Annotated in this window: 19 protein-coding genes; 5 read left to right on the top strand and 14 right to left on the bottom strand. The window is 64.4% G+C overall.

What is annotated here, in order from left to right; genetic code table 11:
* Positions 1 to 4 precede the first annotated feature (4 nt).
* On the bottom strand, positions 5 to 772 hold the full coding sequence (locus HOP51_RS06075; RefSeq protein ID WP_234273058.1) for a gamma-glutamyl-gamma-aminobutyrate hydrolase family protein: 768 nt from the start codon (positions 770 to 772) through the stop codon (positions 5 to 7).
* A 233-nt stretch (positions 773 to 1005) separates the two neighbouring features.
* On the opposite strand from HOP51_RS06075, the gene HOP51_RS06070 reads away from it, so the two are divergent.
* On the top strand, positions 1006 to 2382 hold the full coding sequence (locus tag HOP51_RS06070) for a glutamine synthetase family protein (protein WP_234273057.1): 1377 nt from the start codon (positions 1006 to 1008) through the stop codon (positions 2380 to 2382).
* 95 nt (positions 2383 to 2477) lie between these two features.
* Here HOP51_RS06070 and HOP51_RS06065 read toward each other — a convergent pair whose 3' ends face one another.
* The 13 genes from HOP51_RS06065 to hemA all read right to left on the bottom strand — a co-directional run bounded on the left by HOP51_RS06065 (position 2478) and on the right by hemA (position 16622).
* A complete protein-coding gene (locus tag HOP51_RS06065; RefSeq protein WP_234273056.1) occupies positions 2478 to 3053 on the bottom strand; it encodes a glycine zipper 2TM domain-containing protein in 576 nt (191 codons plus the stop codon).
* A 193-nt stretch (positions 3054 to 3246) separates the two neighbouring features.
* Positions 3247 to 4539 (bottom strand): NAD(P)/FAD-dependent oxidoreductase, encoded by a 1293-nt coding sequence (locus tag HOP51_RS06060; protein WP_234273055.1) that lies wholly within the window; start codon positions 4537 to 4539, stop codon positions 3247 to 3249.
* A gap of 26 nt (positions 4540 to 4565) precedes the next feature.
* Entirely contained in the window at positions 4566 to 5402 is an 837-nt protein-coding gene (locus HOP51_RS06055; RefSeq protein WP_159553140.1) for an ABC transporter permease subunit, read from the bottom strand.
* A gap of 2 nt (positions 5403 to 5404) precedes the next feature.
* The gene (locus HOP51_RS06050; protein ID WP_234273054.1) at positions 5405 to 6313 is read right to left on the bottom strand and encodes an ABC transporter permease subunit; all 909 of its coding nucleotides are present in this window, start codon (positions 6311 to 6313) and stop codon (positions 5405 to 5407) included.
* A 21-nt stretch (positions 6314 to 6334) separates the two neighbouring features.
* Positions 6335 to 7450 carry an ABC transporter ATP-binding protein gene (locus HOP51_RS06045; RefSeq protein ID WP_407061782.1) on the bottom strand — a complete coding sequence of 372 codons (1116 nt, stop codon included), beginning with the start codon at positions 7448 to 7450 and terminating at the stop codon, positions 6335 to 6337.
* A gap of 187 nt (positions 7451 to 7637) precedes the next feature.
* Entirely contained in the window at positions 7638 to 8741 is a 1104-nt protein-coding gene (locus HOP51_RS06040) for a polyamine ABC transporter substrate-binding protein (protein WP_234273052.1), read from the bottom strand.
* 230 nt (positions 8742 to 8971) lie between these two features.
* Entirely contained in the window at positions 8972 to 10318 is a 1347-nt protein-coding gene (locus HOP51_RS06035; protein ID WP_234273051.1) for a glutamine synthetase family protein, read from the bottom strand.
* 38 nt (positions 10319 to 10356) lie between these two features.
* Positions 10357 to 11652 carry an NAD(P)/FAD-dependent oxidoreductase gene (locus tag HOP51_RS06030; RefSeq protein WP_234273050.1) on the bottom strand — a complete coding sequence of 432 codons (1296 nt, stop codon included), beginning with the start codon at positions 11650 to 11652 and terminating at the stop codon, positions 10357 to 10359.
* Between the two features lie 326 nt (positions 11653 to 11978).
* A complete protein-coding gene (locus tag HOP51_RS06025) occupies positions 11979 to 12725 on the bottom strand; it encodes a HesA/MoeB/ThiF family protein (RefSeq protein ID WP_234273262.1) in 747 nt (248 codons plus the stop codon).
* A 6-nt stretch (positions 12726 to 12731) separates the two neighbouring features.
* Positions 12732 to 13232 carry a winged helix-turn-helix transcriptional regulator gene (locus tag HOP51_RS06020; RefSeq protein WP_159553150.1) on the bottom strand — a complete coding sequence of 167 codons (501 nt, stop codon included), beginning with the start codon at positions 13230 to 13232 and terminating at the stop codon, positions 12732 to 12734.
* Positions 13233 to 13411: 179 nt separating this feature from the next.
* Positions 13412 to 14257, bottom strand: coding sequence for a peptide chain release factor N(5)-glutamine methyltransferase (gene prmC, locus HOP51_RS06015; protein ID WP_234273049.1), 846 nt, complete (start codon positions 14255 to 14257; stop codon positions 13412 to 13414).
* Positions 14257 to 15345: a peptide chain release factor 1 gene (prfA, locus tag HOP51_RS06010; RefSeq protein WP_234273048.1), complete on the bottom strand. Its 1089-nt coding sequence runs from the start codon at positions 15343 to 15345 to the stop codon at positions 14257 to 14259. Before prfA ends, prmC begins: the two co-directional genes overlap by 1 nt.
* An 11-nt stretch (positions 15346 to 15356) precedes the next feature.
* Positions 15357 to 16622: a glutamyl-tRNA reductase gene (hemA, locus tag HOP51_RS06005; RefSeq protein WP_234273047.1), complete on the bottom strand. Its 1266-nt coding sequence runs from the start codon at positions 16620 to 16622 to the stop codon at positions 15357 to 15359.
* A 231-nt stretch (positions 16623 to 16853) separates the two neighbouring features.
* Between hemA and HOP51_RS06000 the strand changes: the two genes are divergently transcribed.
* The 4 genes from HOP51_RS06000 to HOP51_RS05985 all read left to right on the top strand — a co-directional run bounded on the left by HOP51_RS06000 (position 16854) and on the right by HOP51_RS05985 (position 21170).
* Positions 16854 to 18638 carry a tetratricopeptide repeat protein gene (locus HOP51_RS06000; RefSeq protein WP_234273046.1) on the top strand — a complete coding sequence of 595 codons (1785 nt, stop codon included), beginning with the start codon at positions 16854 to 16856 and terminating at the stop codon, positions 18636 to 18638.
* Positions 18635 to 19255, top strand: coding sequence for a lipoprotein insertase outer membrane protein LolB (gene lolB, locus HOP51_RS05995; RefSeq protein ID WP_234273045.1), 621 nt, complete (start codon positions 18635 to 18637; stop codon positions 19253 to 19255). Before HOP51_RS06000 ends, lolB begins: the two co-directional genes overlap by 4 nt.
* A gap of 31 nt (positions 19256 to 19286) precedes the next feature.
* On the top strand, positions 19287 to 20135 hold the full coding sequence (gene ispE, locus HOP51_RS05990) for a 4-(cytidine 5'-diphospho)-2-C-methyl-D-erythritol kinase (RefSeq protein ID WP_234273044.1): 849 nt from the start codon (positions 19287 to 19289) through the stop codon (positions 20133 to 20135).
* A 93-nt stretch (positions 20136 to 20228) separates the two neighbouring features.
* On the top strand, positions 20229 to 21170 hold the full coding sequence (locus HOP51_RS05985) for a ribose-phosphate pyrophosphokinase (protein WP_010629229.1): 942 nt from the start codon (positions 20229 to 20231) through the stop codon (positions 21168 to 21170).
* Positions 21171 to 21232: the final 62 nt, after the last annotated feature.

Raw genomic sequence — 21232 nt, 5'->3', positions numbered from 1 at the left:
CTGCTCAGATGGGTAGCGGCTCGGCAACGGCGCGGTCGGCAAGATGGGCACGACAGGCAGCAGCGAAGCCCTCGAACAGGGCGTGATAAAGCGGGTGCTCCTGCGTACGCCATTCGGGGTGCCACTGAACCGCCAGGGCGAAGGCCGAGGCATCGCTCACGGAGATCGCTTCGATCAGCCCATCCGGCGCCACCGCCTCCACCTTCAGCCCCTCGCCCAAGCGATCGATACCCTGCTGGTGCAGCGAATTGACCGTCGAATGCGGCTCGGCATACAGCGCCGCCAGGCGGCCACCGGCGCGAATCTCGACATCATGCGCGGGTGCATAGCGGGTCGCGTAGTCGGCCTCGGGCTCGCGATGGTCGGAGAGTCCAGGCACGTTCTGCACCGCCTGGTGCAGCGTGCCGCCATAAGCCACATTGAGCTCTTGAAAGCCGCGACAGATCCCCAGCAGCGGCAGACCGCGCCGAATGGCGGCGGGTATCCAGGCCAGTGCGGCAGCATCGCGATGCAGGTCGTCGAGGGTATTTTCCGGCGCCCTCACGGCGCCATAGCGCGCGGGCTCGACATTGGAGTAGCTGCCGGTGAGCAGCAGGCCATCCAGGTGGCCAAGCAGATCACCGTCGACGGCATCCTGCCACACCGGCAGCATCACCGGAGCCAGACCGTATGCGCGCAGCGCACTCAGGTACTTGTCGGTTACCACGTGGGCGGGGTGCCCCTCCACCTCACGGCGGCAGGCGATGACGCCCACCAGGGGTCGGCTCGGCATGGCGGCCTCCTTGAAAGTTAGATTGGCACGAATAGTGTTAATTAAACTTTCCACCATCTAGACGAAGAAATCCAGCCCGGCCCTGCCCAACACTCAGAGAAGCAATTGAATACAGGATTCTCCTCGAATCAAGCAAGCGATCCCCCTAGTCCATGCGTAAAGGATTTGACAACATCGGATCATCATCGAAAGATAGACGTCAATAATGACCCAGCGACACTCACAGGTGCCCCATGCCGCCGCTCAGCGCCGATCAGGCCCGGGAATTTCTCGCGCGCCATCCTGACATCGATAGCATCGACCTACTGATCAGCGATCTCAATGGTGTCATGCGTGGCAAGCGCATCCCACGAGACAACCTGGACAAGGTCTGCCGGCAGGGCGTCAACCTGCCGGCATCGGTCTTCGCCCTGGATATCAATGGCCACACCATCGAAGCCACCGGCCTGGGACTCGCCACCGGCGACAGCGACCGGGTCTGCCGGCCCGTGGCGGGCTCCCTGATGTCGACGCCGTGGCTGCGTAATGGCCGCCAGGGGCAACTGCTGATGACCATGGTCGAGCCCGACGAGACCCCCTTCTTCGCCGACCCGCGCCAAGTGCTGTCACGCCAGTTGGAACGACTGCACAAGCGCGGCCTGACGCCCGTTACCGCCGTGGAGATGGAATTCTATCTGCTGGATCGCGAGCGCACCGGGGATGGACTGATACAACCGCCGCGCTCGCCCCGCAGCGGCGAGCGCGCCAGTCAGAGCCAGCTCTATTCCATCGACGAACTCGACGAATATGCTGACTTTCTCGAAGACGTGCAGCGGGCGGCTGAATGCCAGGGCCTGCCGCTCGATACGGCGCTCAAGGAGTGCGCACCGGGTCAGTTCGAGATCACCCTTGGCCACTGCGACGATGCGCTCAGGGCGTGCGACAGCGCCATCCTGCTGAAGCGCCTGATTAAAGGTATAGCGCTCAATCACGGCTTCGAGGCCACGTTCATGGCCAAGCCCTATGGTCTCGAGGCCGGCAACGGTACTCACGTGCACCTCAGCATGCTCGATGCCAGCGGCCGCAACGTGTTCGCCGCTTCCAACGGCGATCCGCTCGGCAGCGCCACCCTGCGTCAAGCCGTTGCCGGGATGTTGGCGCTAATGCCGGCCTCAATGGCGATCTGTGCGCCCAACCTCAACTCCTTCCGACGCTTCCAGCCAGGTCTCTACGTGCCCATGACACCCACCTGGGGCTTCGACAACCGCTCGGTGGCGCTGCGTATTCCTTCGGGCAGCAACGACGCACGCCGTATCGAGCATCGCGTCGCCGGTGCCGACGTCAACCCCTACCTGCTGCTCGCCGTGCTGCTGGCCAGCATCGAGCACGGCATTGCGGAACGGCTGACGCCGCCCGCCCCTGTCACCGGCAATGCCTACGAGCAGTTCGACCCCTCCTTGACCAACAGCTGGCATCGAGCCCTCGATCTGCTGGAAGCCAGCGAACCGTTGCAGAATGTCCTGGGCCGCGATTTCGTCCACGTTTTCGTTGCCAATCGGCGCGCCGAGCGCGACCTGGCCATGCAGACAGTGAGTCAGCTGGAGTATGCCTGGTATCTCAGGCACGTGTAGCGCTCCCGTACAGGGAAACGACATCATGGGGAAATGGCACCGCCCTGGCCTGAGCCAGGGCGGTGCATGAAGGAGAAGTCAGTTGAAGGAGAAAATCAGCCGTCCGCGCTAGCCAGCGGCAGATCCCAGCGCGGCTGCCCTTCATCGAGCAGCACGCGGTTGCCCTGGGGCTGATGTTCCAGACGCGACACCTCGGTGAGTTCGCCGTGGCGCCAGGTCACGTCATAGCCGACGGTTTCCTCTCGGGTATCCATCACGGTATGACACTGGCGCTGCGTGGTGGTGTAAGTCTGGGTCTGGTTGGCCTCGATGCGCCCCTGAATCTCGCGTCCGGCGAAGCCACCTCCGACCGCCCCCGCCACGGTGGCCAGCGTCTTGCCGCTACCGCCACCGACCTGATTGCCGAGCAGACCTCCCACCACGGCCCCCGCCGCCGTGCCGGCGATGCGATGCGGGTCGCGGCTGGGGGCCTGGGCCTGCTGTTGCACCACCACGTCTTCACACACTTCGCGTGGCGTTTCGACGCTGCGCGTCACCGGTTGTACCGCCACGACCTCGGCAAACTGGGGACCGCTCTCCTGCGGCTCCTGTTGCACTTGCCACGCCCCCAGGGCCAAACCACCCAAGCCGAGCACGCTCAACGTCGTTCCGATCACGATCGATTTGTTCATGACACTCCTCCTGCAGGGCGTTAGGCACCCCGGGCTGACAAAGCTAGGCTCGATGCGATGTGAAGGAGAGACACGGGGCGGCGATTCCGTGCCACCCGCCTTATCGCTTTATTATACGGCGTCGAAGGAAGGCAATAAGCGCGACGCAGCGGCTTTCATGTTTTTTGTCCCGGTGTCAGTTTCCGGCGACACCTCACCAGCCGAGCCGATCCCGCGTCGCGTAATACCAGGCGCCCAGCGCCGAGAGCGGCACGCGCAGCAACCGCCCACCGGGAAACGGCAGGTGCGGCAACCCAGCGAAGGCGCCGAAGCGCTCGCTCTCGCCACGCATCACCTCGGCGATAAGCTTGCCGGCCAGGTGCGAGCAGGTCACCCCGTGGCCCGAGTAGCCCTGGACGTAGTAGACGTTGTCGTTGAGCCGGCCGAACTGGGGCAGGCGATTCAGCGTCATCAAGAAGTTGCCGCTCCAGGCGAAGTCGATACGCACCTCGGCAAGCTGGGGAAAGGTCTTGAGCATCTTGGGTCGAATCACCGCGGCGATGTCCGAGGGATCCTGACCACCGTAGTTGACGCCACCGCCGTAGAGCAGACGGCCATCGGCGGTGAAGCGGTAATAGTCGAGCAGATAGTTGCAATCCTCCACCGCCATGTCGTTGGGGATCAACTCGCGACGCAAGGCGTCCGGCAGCGGCTCGGTGGTGATGATCTGGGTGCCGCAAGGCATCGACTTGCTCTCCAGCTCCGGCAATACCCCCTGCAGGTAGGCGTTGCCGGCCATGACTACCCGCTGGGCACGCACGCTCCCCTGCGGCGTACGCAGCGTCACGCTCGCGCCGTGTTGCACCTCGAGCACGGGTGTTTGCTCATGGATCGTGCCGCCCAGCGACTCGAACGCAGCGGCTTCGCCCAGTACCAGATTGAGCGGGTGCAGGTGGCCACCGGAGTGGTCCACCAATGCTCCGACATAGCGCTCGCTGCCGATCTCACGCTTGTAGGCCTCGCCCTCCAGCAGCTCCAACTGTTGGTTGCCGTAACGCTCCCATAGCACCTTGTGCTCGCGCAGTCCGGCGAGTTGCTTGTGGTTGCAGGCGGCGAACAGGTTGCCCTCCTTCAGGTCGCAAGCAATAGCGTAGCCGGCGATGCGGTCGCGAATGATGCGATTGCCCTCGAAGGCCATGTCGCCCAAGGCCCGTGCGGTGTCGGCGCCGTACCTGGCCTCGATCACGTCCATGTCTCGGCTGTAGCTATTGACGATCTGGCCGCCGTTGCGCCCAGAGGCGCCGAACCCCACGCGTGCGGTCTCCAGCACCACCACTCGATGCCCCTGTTCGGCGAGATGCAGCGCTGACGAGATGCCGGTGAAGCCGGCCCCCACTACGCACACCTCACACTCGATGTCGCCGACCAGGGCAGGACGCCCGGGCGACGAATTGGCCGTCGCCGCATAGTAGGACGCCACATGCCCGGTGTTGGCTTGGGTCGACATAACCACCTCATATTCAAAGAAAAGAGCTACCTTCCAGCCGTCATATCCTGCAGCATCGCCTGCCGCCGCCTCGCCTCGCTGCGTCGCATCAGGTACCAGGCGAGGAAAGTGGCCAGCGACACCGCCAGGATGATCAGCGTGGCCAGGGCGTTGATCTTGGGCGAGACGCCAAGGCGCACAGAAGAGAACACCACCATCGGCAACGTGGTCGCACCGGGACCGGAGACGAAGCTGGCGATCACCAGGTCGTCGAGCGACAGGGTGAAGGCCAGCAGCCAGCCCGCCGCCAGCGCCGGTGCGATCACCGGCAAGGTAATCTGGAAAAAGGTACGCACGGGCCTGGCTCCCAGGTCCATGGCCGCCTCCTCGATCGAAAGATCCACCTCGCGCAGACGCGAGGCCACCACCACCGCGACGTAGGCACTGCAGAAAGTGGTATGGGCGATCCAGATGGTGACCATGCCGCGATCCGCCGGCCAGCCGATCAGCTGCGCCATATGCACGAATAGCAACAGCAGCGACAGGCCGGTAATCACCTCGGGCATCACCAGCGGCGCAGTGACCATGCTGGAGAGTGCCGTCTTGCCCCGAAAGCGGGCGAAGCGAACCATCACGAAGGCGGCAAGCGTGCCCAGGCACACCGCCATGGAGGCGGAAAAGAAGGCGATTCGCAGGCTGGTCCATACTGCCGAGAGAATCTGCTGGTCGCGGAAGAGTTCCACATACCAGCGCGCCGAGAAGCCTGCCCATACGGTGACCAGGCGCGATGAGTTGAAGGAGTAGATCACCAGGATGATCATCGGCAGGTAAAGAAACACCAGCCCGGCGATCAGCATCACGGTGGTGAAGGATGGCTTGCGCATGATCACTCCTCCAGCTCGCGGGACTGGTAACGATGAAACAGGGCGATGGGCACGATCAGGATCGCCAGCATCACCATTGCCAGTGCCGAGGCGACCGGCCAGTCACGGTTGTGGAAGAACTCTTCCCACAGCACCTTGCCGATCATTACCGTGTTGGGTCCGCCCAGCAGCTCCGGGATCACGTACTCTCCCACCGCCGGGATGAACACCAGCATCGAGCCGGCGATGATGCCACCCTTCGACAGCGGCAGGGTCACCCTGAGAAAGGTATTGAACTTGCGCGAACCGAGATCCGAGGCAGCCTCCAGCAGCGAGGTATCGAGCCGGGTCAGGTTGGCGTAGAGCGGCAGCACCATGAACGGCAGGTAGGCATAGACGATGCCGAGGATCACGGCGAAGTTGGTGTTGAGCATGCGAATCGGCGAGTCGATCAGCCCCGCCCAGATCAGCACGTTATTGACCAGGCCGTTGTTACTGAGGATGCCCATCCAGGCGTAGACGCGAATCAGAAACGAGGTCCATGATGGCAGCATCACCAGCAACAGCAGCACCAACTGCCAATGGGCCGGAGCACGAGCCATGGCATAGGCCATGGGATAACCGATCGCCAGGCACAGCACGGTGGCCAGCAGGGCGATCTTCACCGACCCCCAGTAGGCCGAGACATAGAGCGTATCGGTGGTTAGGAACAGGTAGTTGCTGAAGGTGACGATGACGTTCAGCGTCTCGTTGGCGTAGTCGAAGATGGGACCATAGGGCGGTATCGAGATGGCCGCCTCGGAGAGGCTGATCTTCAGCACGATGCCGAACGGCAGCAGGAAGAACAGGGTCAACCACAACAGCGGTACGGCGATGACCCAACCGCGACCGGGCTTGAACAGTCGCTGCAGGCGAGCGGTGAGGTTAGTCATGCGGATCTCCCGGCGTCTCGCTCAATCGTGCAGGATGACGGCGCTCTGGTCGTCCCAGTGAACGAACACCGGCTCGTCCCAGCGTGGCCGGTCGCCGCGGCGCTCGGTATTGGCCATGCTGGCCTTGACCAGTTGCCCGCTCTCGAGCCTCACGTAGTAGACCGAGAAGCCGCCGAGGTAGGCGATGTCCTCGACGATACCGGCCGCCCAATTGAATTCGCCCGATGGGCGCTCACGGGTCAGCCAGGTCTTTTCCGGGCGCACCGCCACCCACACCCGACGCTCGTCGGCCTGGGTGCTGACGCCATGCCCGATGCGAATCGAGCGCCCCAGCACCGGGCTATCGACCACGCAGTGATCGGTCTCGTCGACTACGATCTCACCCTCGAACAGATTCACCGTGCCGACGAACTCCGCCACCATGCGATTGGCCGGGCTCTCGTAGACATCCATCGGCGTGCCGACCTGGGCGATCCAGCCGTCGGCCATGATGGCCACCCGATCGGCCATGGTCATGGCCTCCTCCTGATCGTGGGTGACCATGATGCAGGTCACGCCGACCCGCTCCAGGATCTGTACCACTTCGAGCTGCATCTCGGTGCGCAGTTTCTTGTCCAGTGCCCCCATCGGCTCATCGAGCAGCAGCAGCTTGGGCCTCTTGGCCAGCGATCTGGCCAGCGCCACGCGCTGACGCTGGCCACCGGAAAGCTGGTGCGGCTTGCGCCGGGCATAGGCCCCCATGTGCACCAGCTTGAGCATCTCGTCCACACGCTCCTCGATCTCGCGGCGCGGCAGCTTGTCCTGCTTGAGGCCGAAGGCGATGTTCTGTGCCACCGTCATGTGCGGAAACAGCGCGTAGGACTGGAACATCATGTTGATCGGCCGTTCATAGGGCGGCATGGCGGTGATGTCCTCGCCATCGAGCACGATCTGCCCTTCGCTGGGCTTCTCGAAGCCGGCCAGCATGCGTAGCAGCGTCGACTTGCCCGAACCGGAGCCGCCCAACAGTGCGAAGATCTCGCCACGGCGGATCGACAGGCTGACATCGTCCACCGCCAGCACCCCGTCGAAGCGCTTGCTGACGCGGCGGATCTCCATCAAGGCCTCGTTATGGGCAGGGCGCGGCTTGCCCACCATGGCGTCGGCATCGGTCGAATGCTCGACGGTTCGTCGCGGCGACTCCGCGGCTTGAGTCTGGGACTGCGGCATCACAGCATCTCCTGTAGCAAACGGGATCGGTGAGGATGCTGAAGACGCCGCAGGAATGGCCAGCGCGGCATCGATCAACATGCTCTGCCGGCCCCACGGGGCCGGCACGGAGCGATCAGATGCCGGACTTCACCCGGTTCCAGACACGAGTGCGCACGCGCTGCACGGCCAAGGGCTTCTCTTCCTGCACGAACAGGTTATCCATCACCTCCTGGTCGGGGTAGATGGCCGGATCGTTGAGGATGTCGGGGTCGAGGAACTCGTTGGCGGCGATGTTGGGGTTGGCGTAGACCACGTACTCGGTAATTCCGGCGGCGATCTCGGGCTCGAGGATGAAGTTGATGAAGGCATGGGCGTTATCAGGGTTCGGCGCATCCGCCGGAATCGCCATCATGTCGAACCACAGCGCCGCCCCTTCCTTTGGGATGATGTAGTCGATAGTGAAATCGCGCCCCGCCTCCTCGGCGCGGTCGGCGGCCTGGAAGATGTCGCCGGAGTAGCCCGCCGCCACGCAGATGTCGCCGTTGGCGAGATCCGAGATATAGCGCGAGGAGTGGAAATAGGTGACGTTGTCGCGCACCGCAGCGATCAGGTCGCCTGCCGCCTCGATATCTGCGGATTCCTCGGAGAGCGGCGACAGCCCCAGGTAGGCCATGCCGGAGGAAAGCATGTCATCGCCAGTGTCGAGCATCGCGATACCACAGCCGCCCTCGCGCAGTGCGGTGGTGGTCTCGGGATCGAAGATCAGTGCCCAGGAATCCAGCGGTGCATCCTCACCGAGGATCTCGGTGACCCGCTCGACGTTGTAGCCGATGCCGTTGGTGCCCCACATGTAAGGAATGGAGTAGCGGCTGCCGGGGTCGATCGATTCCAGATCGTCCATCAGCTCGGGGTTGAGGTTCTCCATGTTGGGGATCTTGTCGTGATCCAGCTCCATGTAGACCCCGGCGCTGACCTGACGGGTCAGGTAGTGGTTGGAGGGCACCACCACGTCGTAGCCGGAGCGGCCCGAGAGCATCGCGGCATCGAGCACTTCGTTGCTATCGTAGACATCGTAGATGACGCGGATGCCGGTGGCTTCGGTGAACTTTTCCAGGGTATCCGGCGCGATGTAGTCCGACCAGTTGTAGACTCGCACCTCGTTGGCCTGGGCAGCGGTTGCGGCCATGGCCAGCGATCCCAGAGCGACGGCCAGCGACAGCTTGCGTTGACAGGTCATGATGGCACCTCTTCTGTTGTTTGCGTTGTAGGCATCGACATCGATCCAGCCTGGTTCTTCGGATCGACTCTCGGCGGCGGCCGATCCCATGGCCCGTCACAACGGACGGCAGGCCACGCGGCGCCATGCGCCGCAGCGAGCGTCGCAGGCTGCCAGGCCCACACCTAGACCCGGCAGCCGAGCCCTGTGCGAAAAGTCGACGGCAAGCGCGGTCACTTTTCGCACGAGGCTCAAACGCTCAACAGCAGGAACTCCCTCTCCCACGAACTGATGACCTTCTTGAAGTTCTCGTTCTCCACCCGCTTGACCGCGACGTAGCCGGTCACGAAGCGATGCCCCATGTAGCGCTCCAGCTCGCTGCAGTTCTCCATTCGCTCCAGGGCCTGTTCGAGAGTGAACGGCAGGCGCAGGTTGCGCCGCTCGAAGGCGCGCCCCTGCACCGGTGCGGAGGGGTTGAGCTGCTGTACCATGCCCAGGTAGCCGCACAGCAGGCTCGCCGCGATGGCCAGGTAGGCGTTGGCATCGGCACCGGGCAGGCGGTTCTCGATGCGCCGGCTCTGCGGCGATGAGTCGGGTACCCGTAGACCGCAGGTGCGGTTCTCCTCGCCCCACTCGACGTTGACCGGCGCCGAGGTATCGGGCAGGAAGCGGCGAAAGGAGTTGACGTTTGGCGCCATCAGCGGCAGCGCTTCGGGAATGAAGCGCTGCATGCCGCCGATATGGTGGAGGAACAGCTGGCTCATGGAGCCATCCTCGTTCGCGAACACACTCTTCCCGGTGGCGACGTCCAGCACGCTCTGGTGAATGTGCATGGCGCTGCCGGGCTCATTGGTGATCGGCTTGGCCATGAAGGTCGCCACCACATCATGCTTCAGCGCCGCCTCGCGCAGGGTGCGCTTGAACAGGAAGACCTGGTCGGCCAGTACCAGGGGGTCGCCGTGACGGAAGTTGATCTCCATCTGGGCGGTGCCCTCTTCATGAATCAGGGTGTCGATATCCAGGCCCTGGATCTCACACCAGTCGTACATGTCCTCGAACAGCGGGTCGAACTCGTTGGCCGCATCGATGGAGAACGACTGCCGGCCGGTCTCCTGGCGCCCGCTGCGGCCGATGGGCGGCAGCAGCGGTAGGTCGGGGTCCTCGCAGCGCTTGGTCAGGTAGAACTCCATTTCCGGTGCCACCACCGGCTTCCAGCCCTGCTCGGCATAGAGTGCCAGCACGCGCTTGAGCTGGTTGCGGCAGGAGAGCTCGATGGGGTTGCCCATCTTGTCGTAGCAATCATGGATGACCTGTGCGGTGGGCTCGATGGCCCAGGGCACCGGGTACACCGCCGAGATGTCGGGCCGACACAGCATGTCGATGTCGGCGGGGTCGAGCAGCGAGTAGTAAAGCTCATCCTCGACATAGTCGCCGGTCACGGTCTGCAGCAGTACGCTTTCGGGGAGACGCATGCCCTTCTCGGCCATGAACTTCGACACCGGGGTGATCTTGCCGCGGGCAATGCCGGTGATATCGCTGACCAGGCACTCCACCTCGGTGATGCGTCGCTCCTTCAGCCAGCTTTCCAGGTCTTTCATGGGAACCTCATTGCGGCCCGTCCCGGGCGTCACGTTCGTTATAGCCGGTCGCGCAGCTTGTAGAAAGCGGTCGCCAGTACCAGCAATGGCGTACGCAGGCGCTCGCCCCCCGGAAAATGGCGATGGGGTATGGCGGCAAAGGCATCGAAACGCTCGCTCTGCCCACCGATAGCCTCGGCCATCAGCTTTCCGGCCAGACCGGCGAGCGCCATGCCGTGACCTGAATAGCCCTGGGCATAGTAGACGTTGTTGCCGAGGCGGCCGAAATCCGGCGCACGGTTAAGCGTGATGGCCACGTCGCCGCCCCAGCGGTAATCGATTCGCACGCCTTCGAGCACCGGGAACAGCCGCGCAATCTTGGCATCCATGCGCTGCTGAAGCCCGCGCGGCTCCCGGCCATCGTAGCTGACTTCACCGCCATAAATCAGCCGTTTGTCAGCCGAGAGGCGATAGTAGTCGAGGACGAAATTGGCATCGGACAGGGCATCGTTGCACGGTAGCACCTGGGCCGCACGCGCCTCGCCCAGCGGCTCGGTGGCCACGATATAGTTGGCCGCGCGCATGATGCGCCCCTCCAGTTCCGGCAGCAGACGCCCCAGGTAGGCATTGGCCCCTACCACTACGAAGTCGGCGGCGATCGCCCCTTGCGCCGTCTGCACGATGGCTGGCTGACCGCGGCGAATGGCCAGGGCCGGGCTGTGCTCGTGAATCGACACCCCCGCCTGCTGGGCCGCTCGCGCCAGCCCCAGGGTGTAGTTCAGCGGATGGAGATGCCCACCCTCACGCTCAAAGAGGGCGCCGGGATAGGCGTCGGTGACCACCCGCTCGCGCAGTGCCTCACCTTCGAGCCAATCGAGCGCGTCGTAGTCGTAATCGCGGGCCATGCGCTCTTGGAACTGGCGCATTTCGCGCACATGCCGCGGCTTCACCGCGGCGTGCAGATAGCCCCGGGCAAAATCGCAGGGAATCGTATGGCGTTCGATGAGCTCCACCGTCAGGCGCACCGCCTCGCGGCTCATCTCCCAAACCTCGCGGGCACGCTCGCGGCCCAGCGCCTGCTCCACCGTGGCGATATCGGTTCCCAGGCCGGGGAGTATCTGACCCCCACTGCGCCCGGAAGCGCCAAACCCCACCTCGTGCGCCTCGAGCAGCGCTACCGAATAACCGCGCTCTGCCAGGTGCAGAGCCGTGGAGCAGCCAGTGATCCCACCGCCAACCACGCAGACATCGACACGCTGCTGCCCGCGCAACGGCGAACAACCTTGCTCGAGAGTCAGCGCGACCGTATCGCGATAGTAGGTAGCGGGGAAGTCGGTCTGGACATCAGTCGCCATGCAACGGTTTCCCGAAAATTGAACCGATCCGGCTTGAGCCAACGAAAGCCATGTCCGCATCGGCGGCCGGCACGACCAGGCACTGGATGCGACTAGTCTGGCACCAAACCGCCATAGGCTGTCAAGTATTCAATAACGATTAGACTCGTTTCGCCCTGCCTGAGAGATTTTCAAAACAGTCAAAACAGTACAACATGGCTCGACCAGGTCCGTAATTGACAGAAAAATCGCCTCCCTGCGCTGATAACGACCGTGCCCACCAAGCCCAGCCTGTCAAATAATAACAATCAAGAGTCGATATTTCTCAAGGCAAGTCGGTGGCGAGTCTACCCGGCGCAGACAGGACAGCCAGGATCGCGCGGCACCTGGTAGTGCCGCCACTGACCGGACAGCCCGTCGAAGGTGGATAGACCACGATGAGGCGTGCCGGCCCCGCTGAGCAGCTTGACCGCCTCCAACGCCTGGAAACAGCCGATCAGTCCGACCAGGGGCGCCACCACACCGTTCTCGGCGCAACGCAGCTCTTCGTCACCGCCCTCCCCCGGGGGGTAGAGGCAGGCATAGCAGGGCGAGGCGATATCGCGGGGATCGAATACCGCCAGCTGTCCTGAAAAACGAATCGCCGCCCCTGAAACCAGAGGCACGCCGGTACGGTGACAGGCGGCATTGATGGCATAGCGGCTGGAGAAGCGATCGGTGCAGTCGAGCACCAAATCGACCTCCCTCACGGCCACATCGAGCGCGGCCTCATCGAGATGCGCCTCGATCACGCGAATCTCGCAGCCTGGGTTGAGCGCCATGGCCGAATCGCGTGCCGATTGCGCCTTGTTGCGCCCCAGGTCGGCCATGCCATGCGCGATCTGGCGCTGCAGGTTGGAAAGCTCCACCGCGTCGGCATCGGCCAAGGTCAGGCGGCCCACCCCGGCGGCGGCCAGATAGAGCACCACCGGCGAGCCCAGCCCTCCGGCGCCCACCACCAGCACCCGCGAGGCCAGCAGGCGCTCCTGCCCCTCGATATCGATCGCCTCCAGCATGATCTGCCGGCTGTAGCGCAGCAGCGCCTCGTCGTTCATCGTCATTTACTTGCCTTCGAGTTCCTCGATGTCGGGTACATAGAGCGAGAACTCCTCCTTGACCTCCTCCATCACCACGTAGCTCTTCGACTCCTTGACACCGGGAAGGGTCAATACCACGTCGCCGAGCAATTGACGATAAGCGGACATCTCGGGAATCCGGCACTTGAGAATGTAGTCGAACTGTCCCGAAACCAGATGGCACTCCTGAATCTGCGGCAGACGGGAGACCGCGCGGCGGAACTCATCGAAGACCGCTGGCGACTGCGTTTCGAGACTGATCTCGACGAACACCAGCAGGTTGGCCTTGAGCGAGCGCGGATTGAGTATCGCCTTGTAGCCGCGGATCACGCCGGACTTCTCGAGACGCTTGACGCGCTCCAGGCAAGGGGTGGTGGAGAGCCCGACCTGGGCAGCCAGGTCGACATAGGAGATACGCGCATTTTCCTGCAGGCAGCGCAGGATCTTGAGATCGATACGGTCGAGCGAGCGGGTCTTGGTTTTCATTGTCGTGTCGGGGGAGCCGGGTCAGAGTGGATGACGTGTCGCCATGACAGCAGATCGACCTGAAAAATCGCGGCAATCAGGCGAGGTGCTGGTGTTCGGTCGCACAAACATGCCGACATTTGGAATTATTTCCTGAACAGATGTACCACAGCCATTGCTTCCCCTCCAATGCGCCTCCCTCAACGCTGATCCGGTCGTCGGCCGAAAGTGACCCGCTCCTGGCCACCCAGGTCCCGCCGACTCGCGACGTCTCCATACCCCCTCGCCTCGAGCAACTCGCGCACGGCCGCCGCCTGGTCATGGCCATGCTCCAGGGCAAGCCAGCCACCGGGAACGAGATGACCAACGGCGCATTCAGCGATATGCCGCAGGTCGGCCAGCCCCGATTCGAGAGCCACCAGGGCGCTTCTCGGCTCGAAGCGCACGTCGCCCTGAGCCAGGTGCGGATCGTCCGCATCGATATAGGGCGGATTGGCCGCGATCAATGCGAAACGCTGCTGCGCCACTGCCGAGAACCAGTCGCTGACCAGAAAACGTACATTGGCGATACCCAGCCGCCGGGCATTCGATTCGGCCAGGGCCACCGCCTCGGATACCCGGTCGATGCCGAGAGCCTGCCAGCCAGGACGCTCGCTGGCAAAGGCCAGCGCAATGGCCCCGGTACCGGTCCCCAGATCGAGCAGGCGGCCCGAAGTCTCGTCCGCCAGACCGAGCAGCACCTCCACCAGGGTTTCGGTATCGGGCCGGGGGATAAGGGTATGCGGCGAAGTGGCCAGGACAAGTCCCCAGAATTCCCGCTCGCCGGTGAGGTAGGCCACCGGGTGCCCCGCCACCCGCGCGGCGACGAGGGCCTCGAAGCGGGCGCGCTGGAAGGTAGGCGCCATCCGGTCGCCCCAGGTATAGAGCCAGGTGCGCTCGACACCCAGCACGTGACACAGCAGCACCTCGGCATCCAGCCGTGGGCTGGGCGAGCCGGCTCGCGCCAGGCGCTCGGCAGCCCGCACCAGCAGCATATCGAGCTGCATCAGGCTTCCTGCTGCAGCGCCGCGAGCTGCTCGGCCTGGTGCTCGTGAACCAAGGGATCGAGCACTTCGTCGAGTTCGCCGGCCATGACCTCGCCAAGCTTATAGAGCGTCAGGTTGATGCGATGGTCGGTCAGCCGGCCCTGGGGAAAGTTGTAGGTGCGAATGCGCTCGCTGCGATCTCCCGAGCCGACCAGGCTGCGGCGCGTGTCGGCCCGCTCGCGCTGATGGCTCTCCACGGCGCTCTGCTTGAGGCGCGCGGCCAACAGCGACATGGCCTTGGCGCGGTTCTTGTGCTGGCTGCGCTCCTCCTGGCACTCGACCACCACCCCGCTCGGCAGGTGGGTGATCCGGATCGCCGAATCGGTGGTGTTGACGTGCTGGCCGCCGGCGCCGCTGGAGCGGAAGGTGTCCACTCTCAGATCGGCCGGATTGATATCGACATCGCCCACCTCGTCGGCTTCGGGCATCACGGCCACGGTACAGGCGGAGGTGTGAATGCGCCCCTGGGATTCCGTCGCCGGCACGCGCTGCACACGGTGTGCGCCCGACTCGAACTTGAGCCGGGCATAGACGCCCTCGCCCTTCACTCGCGTGATGATCTCCTTATAGCCGCCCTGCTCGCCATGGCTGGCGCTGATCACCTCGACCATCCAGCCCTGCTTCTCGGCATAGCGGGAATACATGCGGAACAGGTCGCCGGCAAACAGCGCGGCCTCGTCACCGCCGGTGCCGGCACGGATCTCGAGAAAGACGTTGCGGCCATCGTCCGGATCGCGCGGCACCAGCAAGCGCTTGAGCCGATCCTCCAACTCATCCAGGCGTTCACGGCCTTCGCTCAGCTCCAGTTGCGCCAGTTCGCGCATCTCGGCATCGCTGTCGTTGGCCAGCAGATCGGCGTCCTCCAGGTCACTCTCGGTCGCCCGGTAGTCGCGCCAGGCCTCGACCAGGGATTCGAGTTCGGCGTATTCGCGGGAGTAGTCGCGGAAGCGAGGCTGGTCGCTGATCACCTCGGGCTCCGCCAGCAGGGCGGCGAGCTCCTCGAAGCGTTCGACGAAGCCATCGAGACGCTGGCGCAGGGTCGCTTTCATGGCGTGTCCTGTCAGGGTTTCGTTGATGTGGGATTAAGCAGCAGCGCCTCGGCGGCGTTGAGCAGGTCACGTCGCTCGCCACCAGACGCCTCGCGCAACGCCACCGTGGGCCGATGCAGCAGGCGGTTGGTCAGTTGGTGCGCCATCAGCCGAATCACTTCCTCGGGATCCTCCCCGCGTGACAGCCTGGCCAGTGCCTGGCGCTCCGATAGCTCGCGCAGTTCGGCCGCCTGGTCGCGATAACGGCGAATCAATTCCCCGCTGCTGCGAATACGCCGCTCGTGTAGCCAGACATGAACGCCATGCTCGATCAGGGCCTCCGCCTGATCGGCGGCCGCCTGGCGATGGCGGCGGTTCTCCTGGATCACCTCGTTGAGGTCGTCGACGGTGTACAGAAAGATGTCGTCCAGATCGCCGACTTCGGGCTCGATGTCCCGTGGCACGGCAATATCGACCATAAAAATCGGTCGGTGACGGCGCTTCTTCAACGCCCGCTCCGCCATGCCCTTGCCCAGGATCGGCAGCGGCGCGGCGGTCGAGGAGATGACGATGTCCGCGCGGGACAGGGCATCGGGAATCTCGTCGAGCGAGATCGCCTCGGCATTGAACTCGCCGGCCAGCAGCTCGGCGCGCTCCCGTGTCCGATTGGCCACGATCATGTCGCGCACGCCCGCCTCGCGCAGGTGGCGGGCAACCAGTTCGATGGTCTCCCCGGCACCGATCAACAGCGCCCGTGAGCGGCTGAAATCATCGAAGATACGGCTGGCCAGGCTGACCGCCGCATAAGCCACCGAGACCGGGTTCTGGCCAATGCCGGTGCGCGTCCGCACCTGCTTGGCCACCGCAAAGGTATGCTGGAAGAGCAACTCCAGCTCGCCGCCCAGTCCACTCGCCTGGCGCGCCGACTGGTAAGCCTCCTTGAGCTGGCCGAGTATCTGCGGTTCGCCCAACACCATGGAATCCAGCCCCACGGCGACGCGCATCAGGTGCCGGGCGGCATCGTTGTCCAGGTAATGATAGGCGCAGGGGGTAAGCTCCTCGAGCTGCAACCCATGGAAATGGCTCAACCAGTCGAGGATGAGACGCTCGCCGCTCGGCTCGGTGACGCAATAGAGCTCAGTGCGGTTACAGGTCGAGAGCACCGCCGCTTCATGCACTTGGGGGATATGGCGCAGCTCGGTCAGCGCCGACTCCAACTGAGCGGGGGTGAAGGCGACCCGCTCGCGCACCGCGACGGTGGCCGTCCTGTGGTTGATTCCAAGGGCAAGAAGCGTCATGCGTTAGCGTCTTCGGAAAAGTCGGCCGGCGGCACCGTAAATGAAAAAACGTCTCTGCGGCGCCGCATTCTATCACAGCCTTTCGAACTCGGCGCCAGGCGCAGCGACCCGGCAATTGACGCACGACAAGACACGGTACATTCGCCGACCGCGCATTGCGATGCAGCGATCCCTTTGCCCATGGGCCGCTAGCCGGTATGCTGGCACCTCGGGATACCGGATGAGATACGCATGCCCTCGACGCTGATACGCTCTTCTCGCCAGGGACTGGCAGTGCTTGGTTTAACCGTCTTGCTGAGCGGTTGCCAAGGCTTGGCCTCCTCCCCCTTCGGCACGATTCAAGAAGACCCTCTGGTCTCGGCGCCCCCCATCGAGCGTGGGCTGGATGCAGAGGGCCTCTCTACGCTGTTGAGCGCCGAGATGGCAGGGCAGCGCGGCGACTATCGCCGCGCCACGCTGGGCTATCTGGCCATGGCCGAGCGCTACCGCGCCCCACAGCTGGCGGAGCGCGGCACGCTGGCGGCACGCTTCGGCAACGACGTGCTGCTGCTCGAACAGGCGGTCAGCACTTGGCATGAGCTCGACCCCGCCGCCGAGGCACCGCTGCGCCTGCTCTCGGGCCTGGCCCTGCAGCGTGGCGACTGGTCGACGGCACTCGATCGACGCCTGATACTGGTCGAGCAGGGGCTGCACGGCGAGCTGGCGCTGTTCGCCGAACTCGCCCTGGAATCCGGCACCGACCCACTTCCCCTGCGTGAGCGTCTGCGCGAGCACCTCGAGCGCGCCGACGCCGACGCGCACCCTCATCGCTACGATGCCGTGCTGGCCATGGCGATTCTCGAGGCTGCCACCGGCCAGCGCCAGCAGGCCGAACAACGCCTGGGCCTGCTCGCCCGCGACCACTCGGAACTGCCCGCCCTGTGGCTGACCCGCGCCCAACTGGCGCTGGAAGCCAACAGTCCGCGCCAGGCCCGCGAGGCCGCGCGCCGCGGCCTCGAGATATCTCCCGGCGATCCCCGTTTCCTGCTACTGATGGCGCAAGCCGAGCTGATGTTGGGCAACGTCGCTGCAGCGGAGGAGCACACCTCGACCCTGCTGGACGAGCACGTTGGCAACCAGGAGCTACGCATTTCACTGGCCCGCCTTTACCTCGAGGACAATCACCTTGATGCGGCCCGCCGCCTGCTACTGCCACTGGTCAGCAGCGACGAGCCACCTCCCGCGGCTTTCTACCTGATGGGCCTCATCGCCGAGGAAGAGGGCGAGATCGACAACGCCCTCCTTTATTACCGCCAGGTATCCCCCGGCAACGACTTCCTGCGTGCGCGGCTGCGGGCAGCACAGATGCTGATCGAGGATGACCGTCTGCTCGATGCCCGCGCCTTCCTGCGCATCGAGCGCCTGCGCCACGAATCGCGCTTCAGCGAGCTGGTCGCCCTCGAGGTGGAACTGCTCGACGAGGCCGGGCTGCACGCCGAAGCCAATGCCCTGCTCAACCGCGAACTCTCGCGCACGCCCAACGACGAGCCGCTGCTTTACCTGCGCGCCATGCGTGCCTGGGGGCAAGGCGACATCGATGCCATGGAGCGGGATCTCGGCCGTATCATCGAGACCAACCCGGACAACGCCTCGGCCCTGAATGCACTGGGCTACACCCTGGCGGACCTCAACCAGGAAGAACGACTGGATGAAGCCCGCGAGCTGATCGAGCGCGCCCACGCCCTCGAACCGGGCAGCCCCGCGATCATGGACAGCCTGGGCTGGGTCTATTACCGCCAGGGCGATCCAGAGCGCGCCCTGCCATGGCTCGAACGGGCCTATGCCAGCATGCCCGACCAGGAGATCGCCGCCCATCTCGCCGAGGTTCTCTGGGCACTCGGACAGCATGAGGATGCTCGCCGCGTGGTAGAGCAAGCTCTGCTCCGCTACGATGAACGCCCCCTGATCGATGAACTTCTCGAGCGCATCCCCGAACTGGCACCCACATCATCCACAGTCAACGAGACGACGCCATGAGACGCCCCACTCTCGCGATACGCTGGTTTGCCATGAGCCTCGCCCTTGCCCTGCTGGCTGGCTGCGCCACACCGGGCACGACACCGGACGACGGACGCTCGGCCGACCAATGGCAAGCCCAGCAGGAACGCCTGGAGGCGCTTGATACCTGGATCCTGATCGGCAAGGCCGGGTTGCGCACCTCCCGGGAGACGACCAGCGCCAACCTCGACTGGAGTCAGCATCCACATTATTACCGCATGCTGATCAGCGGCCCCTTCGGCAGCGGCCGCAACCTGCTCGAAGGGCGCGAGGGACGCTTCACCCTGACCAACGCCGAGGGCCGCTTCGAAGCCTCCTCCCCAGAATCCCTGATGCAGCAGCAGTTGGGTTGGTCGCTGCCGGTCAGCTCGCTGTCCGACTGGATTCGCGGCCTGCCTGCCGACCACAGCGACTACCGTCTCGAACGCGACGAGCGCGGCTTTCCCCAGCAACTCGAGCAGGATGGCTGGCAGATCGTCTATCGCGACTGGGCCCAGGTCGAATCGCTGTGGCTGCCGCGACGCCTGAGCATGGAATACGACGACCTCAGCGTCACCCTGGTAGTCACCGAGTGGCGCCCCGCCATTGATGACTGAGCAGCCGCAAAGAAGCGCACCGAGCCAGCCGATGAACGCACTCACCCTGCCGGCACCGGCCAAGCTCAATCGCCTACTGCATATCATCGGCCGCCGAGCGGACGGCTATCACAAGCTGCAGACGCTGTTCCAGTTTCTCGACCATGGCGACGAGCTGCGCTTTCAGTTGCGTCAGGATGGCGAGGTCCGCCTGACGCCCGGCCTGCCGGGCGTGCCCGACAGCGACAATTTGATCGTGCGGGCAGCCCGGCTGTTGCAAGCGGAGAGTGGCTGCTCCCTGGGCACCGACATTCAATTGACCAAGCGCCTGCCCATGGGCGGCGGCCTTGGCGGCGGCAGCAGCAACGCCGCCACTACGCTGCTCGGGCTCGACCGCCTCTGGCAACTGGAGCTTCCCCTCGGCCGCTTGGCCGAACTCGGCCTGCAGCTCGGCGCCGACGTGCCGGTGTTCGTACACGGCCAGGCCGCCTGGGCCGAAGGTATCGGCGAGAAGCTCACGCCGGTGGCGCTCGACACCCCCTGGTTCGTGGTCGTGCACCCTCGCATTGAGGTCGCCACCGCCGCCGTGTTCGGAGCACCGCAATTGACACGTGACACTGCCCCGATTACCATGGCGCGCGCACTGCAGGGGGGAGCGCCCAGCTGGCACAACGACTGCGAGCCGACGGTCAGGTCACTCTATCCGCCTGTCGCCGAAGCACTCGACTGGCTTGGTAGCCGGGCACCCGCCATGCTGACGGGAACCGGTGCCTGTGTCTTCGCCTGGCTCGATTCGAGAGCCGATGCGAAGCGTCTACTGGCCGACCTGCCGGACCGCTATACTGCTTTCACGGCCCGTGGCCTGAACCTCTCCCCGCTACATGCTGCTCTAGGTAGATGAACATGCCGCCAGCCAGCGCCCGGTCCGACCACCGCGCTGACGGTAAAGCCTCATCGCCTGCGGAGCTCCCCAACACTGCATAGGTGGACGCGCGTGTCAAAATTGATGGTTTTTGCCGGGAATGCCAACCCCGAGCTCGCCCAGAAGATCGCCGAGAGTCTCGATACTCGTATGGGTAATGCCACGGTCGGGCAGTTCAGCGATGGCGAAATCGCGGTCGAGATCAACGAGAACGTTCGCGGCAAGGACGTCTTCATTCTGCAGTCCACCTGCGCGCCGACCAACGACAACCTGATGGAACTGATCCTGATGGTGGATGCCCTGCGGCGCGCCTCGGCCACCCGGATCACCGCCGTGGTGCCCTACTTCGGCTACGCGCGTCAGGACCGGCGGGTACGCTCTGCCCGAGTCCCGATCTCAGCCAAGGTAGTGGCCGACATGATGGTCAAGGCCGGCGTCGATCGTGTCATGACCATGGACCTGCACGCCGACCAGATCCAGGGCTTCTTCGACGTGCCGGTGGATAACGTCTACGGCTCGCCGATCCTGCTCGATGACATCGAGCGCCAGAACTACGACGACCTGGTGGTAGTATCGCCCGACGTAGGCGGCGTGGTGCGCGCTCGCGCCATCGCCAAACAGCTCAACGCCGACCTCGCCATCATCGACAAGCGGCGTCCCCAGGCCAACCAGGCCCAGGTGATGCACATCATCGGCGAGATCGAGAACCGCACCTGCGTGGTGGTGGACGACATGATCGATACCGCCGGCACCCTGTGCAAGGCCGGCGATGCCCTGAAGGACCACGGCGCGCGGCGCGTGGTAGCCTATGCTACCCACCCGATCCTGTCCGGCCCGGCGGTGGAGAACATCACCGGCTCGGTACTCGATGAGGTGGTGGTGACCGATACCATACCGCTGTCCGACGTTGCCCGTCGCAGCGGCAAGATTCGTCAGCTCAGCGTGGCGGGCCTGATCGCCGAGGCGATCCGCCGCGTCAGCAACGAGGAATCCGTCAGCGCCATGTTCCACTGAGACTCTCAGCAGGAACATGGCGCCGGAGTAGCGCCCCCACGGGGCTTTCGGGAAGCGTAGCG

The organism is Billgrantia zhangzhouensis, assembly GCF_021404465.1.
In the GTDB taxonomy this organism is placed as follows: Bacteria; Pseudomonadota; Gammaproteobacteria; order Pseudomonadales; family Halomonadaceae; genus Halomonas; species Halomonas zhangzhouensis.
The sequence above is the reverse complement of the archived record's forward strand: the minus strand, read 5'-3'. Positions and strand labels throughout refer to the sequence as shown.